Below are 11757 nucleotides of genomic sequence, written 5' to 3'. Positions count from 1 at the left end.
AACGTATCATAAAATTTATGAACTATTATGAATGATAATTGCTTTTCATTTCATTTAAATACACACATGCGTTATAATATTTGCATCATGATTTGCTTTTTATGCTCTATTCATACGTGATAATCTTTTATAAAAAATGGTCAAATGAATCATGCATAAAAGTGTGGATTCTTAAGTGGATTCATATAAAATAATTACACGCAACGTATTGACTTTATTGTATTTTTTTGTATTATACGTTATTATAAGGAGATGACTGCTCTTGATCATTTCTGCCATCTAACAGCTTCAAATCGCCTTTGTATTTAGGTAAAATGACTTCTGTTACAAATCGATCAATACCGTTTTTATCTTGCCATTTACGGGTTTGTAACTGCCCCTCTATATAGACTTTGCTGCCTTTATGAAGATACTGAAGTGCTATTTTTGCCAAATGTGGATTAAAAACCACAATAGAATGCCATTCTGTTTTGTCTATTTTCTTATTGATTGCCTTGTCTGTATAGCTCTCAAATGTTGCCATTCGAAAATTAACCACCTCGCCACCAGAAGGCATTGTTTTGCTTTCTGGATTTGCACCTAAATGACCGATTAAAATCACTTTATTCAACATACAGGTTATATCCTTTTATGGTGGAATGACACATAACAACAAAACAAATTTACAACTGATAATAGTATAACACATTACGGGTTGCATTCACAAGCAATAATTATTGTAACCTATTGAATCTACAATATGAATCATGTTTTTTATTTTTTAATTGCTTGCCTTTTTTTACACAGATTGTGCAATATAGAGATATTCGTCCACTCTTGGATAATGGAATAACAAAAAACGTGTATAAAAAGCCGTGTCAATGAATTTTGACGCGTTTTTTTATTGTCTATTACTCAATGAGATTAAAGCGCTAAAAAGTAACATTATGCTAACGTGATATAAAAAAACCTTGCCACCTAAAAAAGATGGACAAGGTTCGCAGTTTTTTAAATCGATTCCTACGTTAACACAGCCTGTTTTATGATGCAAATAGAATTAAAATAAATTTGTCTTTATACACATTTTGTAGTATTTTGTTTGACGCTAGTGTGCATTGCAAAACAACAAAATAAAAGCCGTGTCAAAATCAATTGCCACGGCTTTTTTATGATCCTTAAGAAAGGTTTTTTTCTAGAAAACGGTTAAAAAACAACGCTAGAATAACGTTGCGAATTAAGCATAGCACGGCCTGTTTTATGATGCAATTTGATAAAAACGCCATTGCGTTTATACACAAAGTATGTAATTCATTAATAATCGTTTTCATAATGAATTGTCCTTGTCAATAATGGTTTTTAATAAAAGAAGCCGTGTTTTAAATGACGCGGCTTTCTTTTTTGCTATAAAGAAGCCCCCGCCCCGTTTTTTTAATTATTGCATATTTCCGTGGATTTGCTCTCTTAATAAAGCCAATCCTTTTGTTGTTATTTTTGTTGACGGGACTGTCTTTTCTGTACCATCATTTTTTTGAATAGTAATGGTCGTGCAATCCATTAAACCTTTTTGTATTTTATCTTGATATGGTAATAATGGACCACTTGGTACTCTTTTGTAAACCCAACCATATCTTCGTAAGTAATCTGATAAATCCTTAGGTCTTACTTCTAAGATTTTCGCAGCATCTATAATGCCAAACAAGCCATCCGAGCGCGTTAAACCATCAAGAGCTATTGCTTTTGGTTTAAGAGTATTCACTTCATTTTTTAAAGTTTCTAATTGATTGATGCTCTCTAAAAGTAGCTGTCTAATTGTAAGAGGATTCTGCAAAGCACTTGCTAAATCTGTTTTCTTTTCTAATTCCTGCCAACGGTCAATAATTTTTGCGCGTAAAGCAGTGCTGTAACCGGATACAAGAATTAAACATTCACGTTTGGGAAGGTTGTAACAAGGGAGAGTACGACCAGTTGAATCTTTATAGACCCCAGCAAAATCACTAAGCCCAAATTTGGGCTCAGTAAAATCACTCACCCCAAATTTGGGGGCAGTGTTTTCAGAATATAATTCTTCAAGCATTTTTTTGATATCACGCATAACATGTTTATGTTGCTTACCACACAACTCTGCAATTTCAACACTAGACATAGTTTGAATGCTATCATCTATGTTGATTTGATTTACGTCTATTGGATTTTTTTGATTTACATTGATTAAATATTGTGACATTCTTCTTTTTCCTAGTAAAGTTAAAAAGCAGGCGCCCCGCTGCGCCTGCGCTTTATTTAAGCAGCCTCATTGAGGCTATGCACATTATCAAAATCAGGTCTATAAGCTTTCAAAAGAGGCGCTATTGAATGAATTGGCTCAGAACAGCCAAACTCTGTAATAATTGCTAAAATTTTTGTAAAATTTGGAATTTCGTTTTGTAATTTTAAAACTAAAACTTTTTCTAGATCAGCCATCAATTCCACTAAAGATTCACTATATTCATCTTCAGTATAATCTGTATTAACTTCTTTACACACTGCCATCCACAAATCACATAAGAAATCGGTGGTTATTTTTATTTCGTTTTTTTCCATTTGAAATTCTTTCTATTCACTAAAAGTTTTTAATTGACAGCCCATAAGGGCGCCGGGTGCTAAAAACACGGTGAATAGTCCGCCGCTATACTTTTCCCTCGCGAAGGGTATTGTATGGTATAGCTACACCCGACATAAATCGTTATATGCCAACAAAAGCATAAAAGAAAGCCAGTATTTTTAAGAATGGGAGAAACCTTATCGTGGTCACCCGCTATTCACAAGTGGTTTTTAAGCACTTGCCAAATCTTCTAAACGACCTTTTCTTTAAAGTCAATACGTATTTTAAATTTTTTTCACTTTTTTTCATTTTGATAATTACCTAATTGAATATCAAGCGCTTTTTCTAGCTCTCTGTCCATCTCTTCACTTGATAATGGATAACCTCTCTCAAAATCATTCGTTATCTCACAAATCAACTGATCATCCTTTGTGCGTTGTTTAATTTTCTCATTTAACTCGTCTATTAACGCATCATAACTCAATACGCTTTTTGGTAAATTACCACCATATATCCACGCTTTCACTTGTGCCTTGGTACTGTAATCAATATTCGTTGGCATCTCATGATCTTGATATTGTCCACCATCGAATTCCTCATATTCTCTTGACCCGTCCTCATATTCGTAAAGATTGTAAAAATGCTCTGTTACTCCCATTCCCCATGGGGCATATCCAACCGCCGTTGCTATAAATTTTTTTTGCTGTCTTTTACGGTTTCTTAAGAACATCTGATTTAATATCCTTTAATCTAAATCCATAACTTTTACCAATGGGTTTATTTGCCTCAAAATGGACCGTACAGTGTAGTTTTTAGTTTCAATGTGTTTCTATCAAAAAACTTTTAAATCGCTCTGTACGGTGCCTTTTTGTCGATTTAAACGCATATCTAATCCAATAGGGTTTCTACTTTTCACCATTTTGCTATCTAATCTTCAATGCTCTTCAAAACCTCTTCAAGTCCTCTGTGAAGCTTTTCCACGCGCTCTGATGTTATCGCTGCCTCTTGATCTTGGCTCTTGATTTCAGGCTTCTCAAGAACCTTCAAAATATAATTTGCACTCCAGCGAATATCACTTTCAAGCTTTTCGCAATAGCGATAAAAATCTGCTGTTGATGGCATAAATGTTGCATTTAATCCCTCTGCTTTGCCTTTCAATGCGTCCTTTGTTGCTGTCTGCAACGCCCAGCTGCTTATGCCTTCAAGAGCGTAAAAATACGCAAGTGCTGTTGATTTCTCATCTGATCCTAATGGGCTTTTGAGACCATTGGAAAGGACAAGAAATGCTGTTTGTATTTCCTCTTCCGTTGCTTTTCTTTCAAGCTGTTGCAACGCATCATAAGCCAATGCTGTAACTCTCTCCACTTCTGCACTCAATGGCTTTTGTCCTGTTTTCCAAAGGAATGGAGGTTCTGTCATCATCCTCGAATAAAAATTTGTAAACACTGTCTGAATTTTTGATATTGGACATATGCTGTGCAACTCGATAACTCCAGCCACGCTGCTGTTCTGTGTGTTTAGTGCTTGTTTTTCCATAGTTGCCACCTTGTTGATTGATTTTATGATCTTTTGAATTTCTTACCCAGTTGCGCCATGTTGCTTGCCAATCGATTTTGGTAGCGTTTGCACCGGCTTTTGAACGCCAATAATCTCGAAATTTTGCGATTTCGATTTTGATCCGCTCTGGAGGCAAGCCCTCTGAAAGTGCAAAATCGTAATCGGGTTCGAAATCATTCGGTAATCGACAACCTCGATTAGCTTTTGAACGTTTCGTTTTTTTCAAAACGTTTTCTTGCTCGTGAATGGGAGGTTGGTTTTCTGCTACCGTTTCGATTTGTTCTGATGGGCTTTCAACAGCAGCAACCTCTGTTGGCTCGTCAACCAAATCGCTCGTTTCTAAATCTTCAAAATCGATTTCTTTTTTTGCTAAAACGATAGTTTTAGTTTTTTTATATATATTGTTAATGTTATTGTTAATGGCATCATTAAGCATTGCTTGTGCATTGCTTATAGCATTGCTACTAGCATCTTTAGCATCATCATCACTGTTATCTTTATTTTTATCCCATCTTGCCTTCGCTGCCTTTTGTGCTCTTTCTGAAAACTTGCTTAAATTTTCATTAGAGTTATTGAGTTCCTCTTCAACTTGTAAACTCCACAAACGACCATCTTCTGAAAAAACAATGTGTCCAGTTTCCAATAAAAGATCTAATGCTTTCTGAAATCTTTTTACTGAGCAACCAGCCAATAAAGATAACACTTTAAAATTATTCGTAAGTGGCTCTCCAGCGCGAAGCATTTGAAATCGCAACTTAACATATATGAAACCTTCAAAAGGAGGCAAATATGCAATATCAAGAAGCCACTTGTCTGCAAATAACCTCGTCCATGGTAATTTACTGGACATGTATTGCCTCCTGTCTTTTCTTACTCCATCTCATATGCGCTGCTTTTGAAGCTCTTTCTGAAAATTTACTGATGCTATAATCAAAAGCTAATGACCTATGCCATAAGTTCCCATTCTCTAAACGCGTGATGTAACCCATGCTTATTAAAGTCTCTAATGTCTTTTGAAACGTTTTCACTGAACACCCACACCAACTCGATAAATAAGACGCATTATTGATAAGAGGCGCTTTCTTATCATTCATAAGCAACACAAGGGTTGTATAAACTGCCTTCTCTGTTGCTTTTAAACCCATAAGCTCTTTTAAAAACTTATCTGAATTAAACTTTACACACTCTACTTTATCACTGGACATCATTCGTGATCTCCCTCTCTTTAACTAAATGTAAAATTGCTAAAGCATCTGCTTCATTATCATCACAAGGCGCGTGTCCTTTTGCACGCATTGCCTCTATCATCTCTTCTTTCGACGCATTCCCCTTGCCCGTCGTCGCTTTCTTAATTGTACAAACCGGTATACCTTCATACGGTATCTTATGATGTTCGCACCACGCCGTTAACGTTGCTAACAAGCCACCGTAAACATGCGCCGCGTCTGTACCAACATGACGCCTCACCTCTTCAAAATACACCGCGTCAATTTGACCTGCTGCCTGCTTTATTTCATTAAGCCATCTCTTAAAGCGTAAATAACGCATCCCACCGCCTTCAAAACGGCGTGATTTAAAATCAACGGTGCCACTAGTGATACCACCATCTGCACCGCGTATCGCCCATCCTGTCTTCGTACCTAGATCAAAACAAAGGATTGTATGAGACATTTAAATCATCCTCAAAAAACAATTAAAGCTTTTTTTGGGACCTCTTTCTTATCCCCTCGTTCGTCATAAGTTTATCCTCTAGATCCCATATTATTTTGTTTTTTTCCTCCATTTCTCTCTCCTCACTTACTTTTCTTCTGAGAAGAGTTCTTTTTATTATCAGTAGATACTTCTCCACTATTAATTAAAGTACCACCACCAACGTTGCTTGTATCAACACGTGCATTACCGCAAACAATTGCATTGTCATAAACCTTCGCGGTACCATAAATTAATGCCTCCTCGTAAATTTGTGCCTTGCCATAAACTTCTGCATTCTTAGTAACAGTAGCATATCCGTAAACGCGCGCTTCTTCATAAACCTGTGCCGCCCCCCAAATCTCTGCATTTCCATACACACGTGCATTGCCATAAACCTTGGCATTACCGCCAACAATTACTTGCTCATAAGCTTGAGCTTTGTCATAAACTTGGGCATTGGAATAAACTTGGGCATCACTAAAAACCATAGCTTCTCCCCCAACCCAACAGTCACCTTCATGACTAAGATTGGCTTCTTTTGCTATCCAGCCCCCTAAATCACTCTTTTTAATGGTTCCAAAGTTTTTTAATGCACGAATACGATGCAAAATATGCGTACAATCACCTTTCTCACCACTGAGTTTGTACTCTTTGATCTCACCAGTGAATTCGTATTTTTTAGTTGGATCAACTGCTATAATATTCTCTTTAAGTTTAATAACCTCTTCTTTAAGCCTCTCTATTTCCCCATCGCGTGATTGAACATCTGCTGTTAGTTGATCTATAAGATCGTTCTTCCGTTTGAACGCTGCATCATACGCACCTATCTTTTGTCGCAATTCTTTAAGATCCGCATCACATTCATCAATGCTCTGCTTGGTTTCATTTAAAAACTTAATCTCTTTTTCTTCAATTTCTCTCTCAAGCTCTGCAATTTGGACTTGAAGCTTTTCAATCTGCCCTGCAAGTTGTTTAAACTTATCCCGATAATGCAATGCAACACGAAACATTATTATGCCAAAAAGCAAAGTACCAAATACAAAACCCATAATTATCATTTCATTTGAACTCATCTTGATCTCCATTAATTTTTATGTGGGCGGTCATCACAACCAATCTGTTTTGCCTCGCATTCCATTAAGAAAAGCAGGCAACAAGCCGCATGTGCCAAGTGCGATAAATCACTCTCAGAATCCTTCTGTTCTCCATCAAACCATGCTAATAAATGACGCAAAGCTGCTCCGTGAAACCGGCTCCAATCCATGCCATTACGCCAGTTGTTTGCTCCGTATTTCTTGGCTCCAAACTCTAAAACACGACCGATTTCAATCAGTGCTAAAGGCGGTATAAGCTCTACACGAGGCTTGCCATCATCGTTCTTATGCGCTTGATTTACAAACATCATCATCTCCTAAAGCTGCAAACCGTCGCACGCGCTATCAACGCCGCTGCTCTTGCAAATTTTCGACAATGAGGGGCTGGCTTGCTCGCATAATGATTTTAAAAGATAAGCAACCGCTCCTCTTGAAGGAACGCCATACTTTTCCCAACGCCATACTGTTGATTTGTTGACACCCAATAATGCTGCCATTTCGTCCAGCGTAAGATTAAGCTGTTTTCTTAGTTTTTTTGCTTCTATCTTATTCATAAACAAAAGTATGCGTTATGAGTATTTCAATGTCAAGTCGAAATGCATATCAATTTCATGCAATATGAGTACACATGGGAAGATAAAAATGCTCAATAAAATAACAGATCAATCTTCTAGACTAATGAAAGCACGTTTAATGCGTGGTTTCAAAAGCGCTAAAGCAGCAACCAAATATTTCGGATGGAACTATTCTAGTTATATACAACATGAACAAGGGATTCGAGGCATATCGCGGGCATCTAAAAAATACGCAACTGCATTTAGAGTTAGCGAAGGTTGGCTACTAACAGGAGAAGGAGATGGTCCTACCCTCTCAGTTTCTGATTCTACACAAACTATTGATGAAAAAATCATTGATTTGCTACAAACAACAAGTCAGCCAGATAAAGAAGCAATTCTTCACCTTTTAAACCGCCTGAATTCTGAAGAAAAAAAATAAAAGCCTTTTTTCTTTCATAGCTAAAAGCAGAAACTATCTGCATTATTTTATTATCTAATTCCATAATAAATTTCCTTTCTCTTTTTCCAAAAATATTAATTAATAAAAATTTTATAAGAGCTCTTTTTATGTCACTCTAAAAATATACTTTACGCATATTTTTTTTGTTGACAAGTATGCATAATGCCTATACAAAACCACCATACCCCGAAAAAAAAAACCTATGTCAAGGCGTTTTTTTCAAAATGTATTTAAATATTTTGATATGGAGGCATTTGTGAATAAACCAGTGTTTATAAATTCTGATGAAATTCTCTTAGTCGTCTGTGAAAATGAAGAGCAAAATCTCGCTAAATACGGTACTTTCTTTGATGAAAAAGAAATTATCAAGTTTATCGATCAAGCCGATAATGCTCTTCAAATCTTCCGTGTAGAACCAACCACTAACCGGTGCGAAGATATCTCTGAAGAGATCGCAGAGTTCTATCTTAAAGAATGTGAAGAACAGTGTTTTGAAGGAAATATCCCTCATGACTTTGTTAAGCATAGCTCCGCATACGATTTTTTTTTAGAAGAAATCGAACAGCAGCGATATGAAGATGAAATGTACGGTACTTATGAACAACAGCACCGTTTAACTCTTTGGGATGTCATTCCAAACTACCCAAGCTATACGGTGCGCTTCTAATAGCGCATCCCCCTTCAAATCCAATTTATATAAGGTTTGTAATGAAACATTTTATCCCTATTCAAAATACTATAATTAAACAACAAACCATTCAAACCGTTAGCGCTCGTGACTTACATGCATTTTTAGAGGTCAAAGCCGAGTTTAGAAAATGGATAGCAAACTGTATTAAAGATTTTTCTTTTCGAGAAGATATCGATTTTATCACATCTACCAAAAAATTACCATCACGGGGTTGTCCTTCTAAAGATTATGCCCTCACTTTAAATGCAGCAAAACACATTGCCATTTGTGAACCTAGTCTCAAGGGTAAACAAGTGCGTCAATATTTTTTGGACTATGAAAAAAAAGTAAAAGCAATAATCGATTATTCAAAACCAGAAACATTAGAAGAAATCTTAAGACATCTCAAACAACAAATTAAGCACAATGAAAATGTTGTCACAACGAATGGAGTGAAACATGCATAATCTTATAACAGTAGAAGAAAGAAATTTTAATAACCAAACTATTCCGATCATGTCTAGTGTTGAAATTGCAGAGTTGTGTGGTAAGCAGCATAAACATGTTATGCGTGATATCAAGAAAATGCTTGAAGAAATTAGCGAGCCCAAATTTGGGCCGGCTAAATTTTTAAGCACTTATATTGATGAACAAGGGAAACCCCGCCCTTGTTACAACCTTCCCAAACGTGAATGTTTAATTCTTGTTTCTGGTTATAGCACTGCTTTGCGTGCAAAAATTATTGACCGTTGGCAAGAATTAGAAAAGCAAATAACACCAGCACAAATCGATTATTCAAGTCCAAAAGCTATGATTGGTTTTTTGAATTACCTACAAGGACAGATAGATCAAAAAGACAGCATTATTGAAGATTTAACACCAAAAGCCATGGCACTTGAAAGTTTACAGCGTCATAATGGGCTCTTCGGTCTTACAGAAGCCGCGAAAATACTCGAGATGCAACCAAAACAATTCATTCAATTCTTACAGAAAAAAGGTTGGATTTACAGACGTGCAGCAGGGGGAAATTTACTCCCTTATCAAGACAAAATCCAAAAGCAACTGATGGACTGTCCAACAATCACGCTTCAAATCGCAAATGGAATAGAAAAAGTTATACCCGCTGCTAAAATCACTACTAAAGGCATGGGGGTACTGTCTGAAGAGCTTAAAAGACAAAACATGCATTAGAAGGAAAACAATAATGACAAATTCACCCCTAGCCACTATGGCAAATAAATATGGGTTCTCTCATGAACAATTTCGAAAAACTATTATCAAAACATGCATCAGTCATAACTTCACTGATGAAGAATTTGCTGCTTTTATCTCTGTTGCTAATACTTATGGACTGAATCCTCTCACTAAAGAGATCTATGCCCTCCCTAAACGAGGCGGCGGCATTATACCTGTGGTTTCTATCGACGGGTGGATTAAAATCATTAAATCTAATCCTCAATTTGACGGCATGACATTTCAAGATCAACTCGATAAGGACGGTAATATCATTGCTATTAAATGTGCTATTCGTCTCAAAGACATTAAAGATCCTATCGAAGTCACTGAATATTTAAATGAATGCAAACAAAAAAGTGACACTTGGCAAAAATACCCAGCTCGTATGTTACGCCATAAAGCTACGATACAATGCGCTCGCTATGCTTTCGGGTTTTCTGGAATTTATGAAGAAGATGAAGCGGCTCGTATTAATGAAGCAAACCGTAATACAAAATTTGTTTCTCATGCCATGCTTGAACGAATCAAACAGTTAATTAAAGAAACTGAAACCAATGAAAATACTCTTCTCTCTTACGCGAATGTCGAAAATCTAACAGATCTATCTTATGAAAAAGCACAAGAGGTTTTAGAGCTGTTGGAAAAAAAGCAAAATATTCAAAAAGAAAGAGCTCTACAATATCTCCCACAACAAGAGCAAACAGACACGCCTCCACAAGATGCCGAATATATTCATATCCAAGATATTGAATATGCTCCAATGTCTCACGAACAACAAACGGCGGTGTGAAATGCAACAAAGAACTGCAGAATGGTTTCAAGCCCGTTTAGGTAAAGTCACCGCTTCAAACATTTATAATATTCTTAGTAAAACAGCTAAAGGATTGCCTACAAGCAAATATGATGACTACAAAATAAAACTCATTACAGAGCGTCTGACTGGTCAAACAAGCCCCTATTATGAAACAGAAGATATGAAATGGGGCATTGAAAATGAAGAAGATGCCTTGAGAGAATATGCTTTCATTTATGATACAGAGGTCAAAAGGTGCGGCTTTATCCAACACCCCACAATCCAAATGGCTGGTGCAAGTCCTGATGGGTTTGTTGGTGAAGATGGCTTAATCGAAATCAAATGTCCTAGATCAACTAATCATTCGCGTTTCATTATCAATAATGAGATCAAACCGGAATATCTTGCACAAATGCAATTCCAAATGGCTTGTACGGGGCGTAAATGGTGTGATTTTATCAGTTATGACCCACGTTTTACGAGAGACGCATCTCATTTACGTATGAAAATCAAACGTATCTATCGTGATGACAAACAAATTGAACAAATCAATCAAGCGGTTGAAAGCTTTTTAGTAGAAATAAAACAAGAGATACAAAGAATCTCAACAAAAGCCGCCTGATAGCTTATGGGGGTGCTTTGTTAATTGCATGCCTCCTAGCACCCCCGCCCTTTCATAACAAATTTCAATCAATGCGTGATTCACGCCACGGGTGAACTGCACTTCAAATTAGGGAGAAAAGATATGGCGCCTCGTCCAGCTACCATAACACAACCAGCCATTGCACGTGCTTTAAGAGAAGCTAAAAAGCAAGGCTGCGAACTCATAGAAATCAAGCCTACTGGTGAACTGCTTATCTACCTTAAAGACAATATCCCATTACCAAATTCAGCTAGTCATCATGATAAATCATGGAATTTGTCACCTGATGATTATGATATCATCTTATAGGCATGTCACCATGCCAAAACCACGCCCCCCTCATCTTGTTAAACAAATTACACAACATGGTAAAATTGTATGGTATGTCCGTATTGGTCATGGAAAACGTATTAGAATACGCGGAACCTATGGAACGCAAGAGTTTGTTGACAATTACAAAAATGCGCTCGCCGAATTACAAGGCATAATCCCTCC

General features: G+C 36.7%; 18 protein-coding genes and 1 pseudogene. 8 read left to right on the top strand and 11 right to left on the bottom strand.

Annotated features, from left to right (window positions below; translation table 11 throughout):
* Positions 1-232 precede the first annotated feature (232 nt).
* The 11 genes from ssb to ABD917_RS08085 form a co-directional block, all read right to left on the bottom strand.
* Positions 233-613 carry a single-stranded DNA-binding protein gene (gene ssb / locus ABD917_RS08135; RefSeq protein WP_345119581.1) on the bottom strand — a complete coding sequence of 127 codons (381 nt, stop codon included), beginning with the start codon at positions 611-613 and terminating at the stop codon, positions 233-235.
* 798 nt (positions 614-1411) lie between these two features.
* A complete protein-coding gene (locus ABD917_RS08130) occupies positions 1412-2122 on the bottom strand; it encodes a Rha family transcriptional regulator (RefSeq protein ID WP_425548562.1) in 711 nt (236 codons plus the stop codon).
* 137 nt (positions 2123-2259) lie between these two features.
* Positions 2260-2559: a hypothetical protein gene (locus tag ABD917_RS08125; protein ID WP_345119579.1), complete on the bottom strand. Its 300-nt coding sequence runs from the start codon at positions 2557-2559 to the stop codon at positions 2260-2262.
* Positions 2560-2855: 296 nt separating this feature from the next.
* Complete coding sequence (locus ABD917_RS08120; protein ID WP_345119578.1) at positions 2856-3290, bottom strand: hypothetical protein; 435 nt, start codon at positions 3288-3290, stop codon at positions 2856-2858.
* A 197-nt stretch (positions 3291-3487) separates the two neighbouring features.
* Complete coding sequence (locus ABD917_RS08115) at positions 3488-3937, bottom strand: hypothetical protein (RefSeq protein WP_345119577.1); 450 nt, start codon at positions 3935-3937, stop codon at positions 3488-3490.
* Entirely contained in the window at positions 3897-4967 is a 1071-nt protein-coding gene (locus ABD917_RS08110; RefSeq protein WP_345119576.1) for a DUF1376 domain-containing protein, read from the bottom strand. Before ABD917_RS08110 ends, ABD917_RS08115 begins: the two co-directional genes overlap by 41 nt.
* A complete protein-coding gene (locus ABD917_RS08105; protein WP_345119583.1) occupies positions 4957-5322 on the bottom strand; it encodes a DUF1376 domain-containing protein in 366 nt (121 codons plus the stop codon). Before ABD917_RS08105 ends, ABD917_RS08110 begins: the two co-directional genes overlap by 11 nt.
* Complete coding sequence (locus tag ABD917_RS08100) at positions 5312-5788, bottom strand: crossover junction endodeoxyribonuclease RuvC (protein WP_345119575.1); 477 nt, start codon at positions 5786-5788, stop codon at positions 5312-5314. Before ABD917_RS08100 ends, ABD917_RS08105 begins: the two co-directional genes overlap by 11 nt.
* A 122-nt stretch (positions 5789-5910) precedes the next feature.
* A complete protein-coding gene (locus ABD917_RS08095) occupies positions 5911-6882 on the bottom strand; it encodes a hypothetical protein (RefSeq protein ID WP_345119574.1) in 972 nt (323 codons plus the stop codon).
* Positions 6883-6893: 11 nt separating this feature from the next.
* A complete protein-coding gene (locus ABD917_RS08090) occupies positions 6894-7211 on the bottom strand; it encodes a dATP/dGTP diphosphohydrolase domain-containing protein (protein WP_345119582.1) in 318 nt (105 codons plus the stop codon).
* Between the two features lie 9 nt (positions 7212-7220).
* On the bottom strand, positions 7221-7457 hold the full coding sequence (locus tag ABD917_RS08085; RefSeq protein ID WP_345119573.1) for a helix-turn-helix domain-containing protein: 237 nt from the start codon (positions 7455-7457) through the stop codon (positions 7221-7223).
* An 88-nt stretch (positions 7458-7545) separates the two neighbouring features.
* Here ABD917_RS08085 and ABD917_RS08080 point away from each other — a divergent pair, with 88 nt between their 5' ends.
* The 8 genes and pseudogenes from ABD917_RS08080 to ABD917_RS08045 form a co-directional block, all read left to right on the top strand.
* On the top strand, positions 7546-7899 hold the full coding sequence (locus ABD917_RS08080; RefSeq protein WP_345119572.1) for an XRE family transcriptional regulator: 354 nt from the start codon (positions 7546-7548) through the stop codon (positions 7897-7899).
* Between the two features lie 277 nt (positions 7900-8176).
* Positions 8177-8587 carry a hypothetical protein gene (locus ABD917_RS08075; protein ID WP_345119571.1) on the top strand — a complete coding sequence of 137 codons (411 nt, stop codon included), beginning with the start codon at positions 8177-8179 and terminating at the stop codon, positions 8585-8587.
* Positions 8588-8628: 41 nt separating this feature from the next.
* Positions 8629-9057 (top strand): antA/AntB antirepressor family protein, encoded by a 429-nt coding sequence (locus ABD917_RS08070; protein WP_345119570.1) that lies wholly within the window; start codon positions 8629-8631, stop codon positions 9055-9057.
* On the top strand, positions 9050-9781 hold the full coding sequence (locus ABD917_RS08065; RefSeq protein ID WP_345119569.1) for a Rha family transcriptional regulator: 732 nt from the start codon (positions 9050-9052) through the stop codon (positions 9779-9781). Before ABD917_RS08070 ends, ABD917_RS08065 begins: the two co-directional genes overlap by 8 nt.
* A gap of 13 nt (positions 9782-9794) precedes the next feature.
* Positions 9795-10616: a phage recombination protein Bet gene (gene bet, locus ABD917_RS08060; protein ID WP_345119568.1), complete on the top strand. Its 822-nt coding sequence runs from the start codon at positions 9795-9797 to the stop codon at positions 10614-10616.
* Position 10617: 1 nt separating this feature from the next.
* Positions 10618-11241, top strand: a complete 624-nt coding sequence (locus tag ABD917_RS08055; protein WP_345119567.1) for a lambda exonuclease family protein — start codon at positions 10618-10620, stop codon at positions 11239-11241.
* A gap of 123 nt (positions 11242-11364) precedes the next feature.
* Positions 11365-11571: a hypothetical protein gene (locus ABD917_RS08050; RefSeq protein ID WP_345119566.1), complete on the top strand. Its 207-nt coding sequence runs from the start codon at positions 11365-11367 to the stop codon at positions 11569-11571.
* Positions 11572-11581: 10 nt separating this feature from the next.
* A pseudogene (locus ABD917_RS08045) lies at positions 11582-11757 on the top strand (tyrosine-type recombinase/integrase); the annotation flags it as partial.

It is taken from the genome of Bartonella pachyuromydis, from assembly GCF_039543065.1.
Classification (GTDB): Bacteria; Pseudomonadota; Alphaproteobacteria; order Rhizobiales; family Rhizobiaceae; genus Bartonella; species Bartonella pachyuromydis.
The sequence above is the reverse complement of the archived record's forward strand: the minus strand, read 5'-3'. Positions and strand labels throughout refer to the sequence as shown.

Coding starts and splice junctions, on each gene's coding strand:
- ssb (WP_345119581.1), bottom strand. CDS start 613: ATGTTGAATAAAGTGATTTTAATCGGTCATTTAGGTGCAAATCCAGAA.
- ABD917_RS08130 (WP_425548562.1), bottom strand. CDS start 2,122: ATGTCTAGTGTTGAAATTGCAGAGTTGTGTGGTAAGCAACATAAACAT.
- ABD917_RS08125 (WP_345119579.1), bottom strand. CDS start 2,559: ATGGAAAAAAACGAAATAAAAATAACCACCGATTTCTTATGTGATTTG.
- ABD917_RS08120 (WP_345119578.1), bottom strand. CDS start 3,290: ATGTTCTTAAGAAACCGTAAAAGACAGCAAAAAAAATTTATAGCAACG.
- ABD917_RS08110 (WP_345119576.1), bottom strand. CDS start 4,967: ATGTCCAGTAAATTACCATGGACGAGGTTATTTGCAGACAAGTGGCTT.
- ABD917_RS08105 (WP_345119583.1), bottom strand. CDS start 5,322: ATGTCCAGTGATAAAGTAGAGTGTGTAAAGTTTAATTCAGATAAGTTT.
- ABD917_RS08100 (WP_345119575.1), bottom strand. CDS start 5,788: ATGTCTCATACAATCCTTTGTTTTGATCTAGGTACGAAGACAGGATGG.
- ABD917_RS08095 (WP_345119574.1), bottom strand. CDS start 6,882: ATGAGTTCAAATGAAATGATAATTATGGGTTTTGTATTTGGTACTTTG.
- ABD917_RS08090 (WP_345119582.1), bottom strand. CDS start 7,211: ATGTTTGTAAATCAAGCGCATAAGAACGATGATGGCAAGCCTCGTGTA.
- ABD917_RS08085 (WP_345119573.1), bottom strand. CDS start 7,457: ATGAATAAGATAGAAGCAAAAAAACTAAGAAAACAGCTTAATCTTACG.
- ABD917_RS08080 (WP_345119572.1), top strand. CDS start 7,546: ATGCTCAATAAAATAACAGATCAATCTTCTAGACTAATGAAAGCACGT.
- ABD917_RS08070 (WP_345119570.1), top strand. CDS start 8,629: ATGAAACATTTTATCCCTATTCAAAATACTATAATTAAACAACAAACC.
- ABD917_RS08065 (WP_345119569.1), top strand. CDS start 9,050: ATGCATAATCTTATAACAGTAGAAGAAAGAAATTTTAATAACCAAACT.
- bet (WP_345119568.1), top strand. CDS start 9,795: ATGACAAATTCACCCCTAGCCACTATGGCAAATAAATATGGGTTCTCT.
- ABD917_RS08055 (WP_345119567.1), top strand. CDS start 10,618: ATGCAACAAAGAACTGCAGAATGGTTTCAAGCCCGTTTAGGTAAAGTC.
- ABD917_RS08050 (WP_345119566.1), top strand. CDS start 11,365: ATGGCGCCTCGTCCAGCTACCATAACACAACCAGCCATTGCACGTGCT.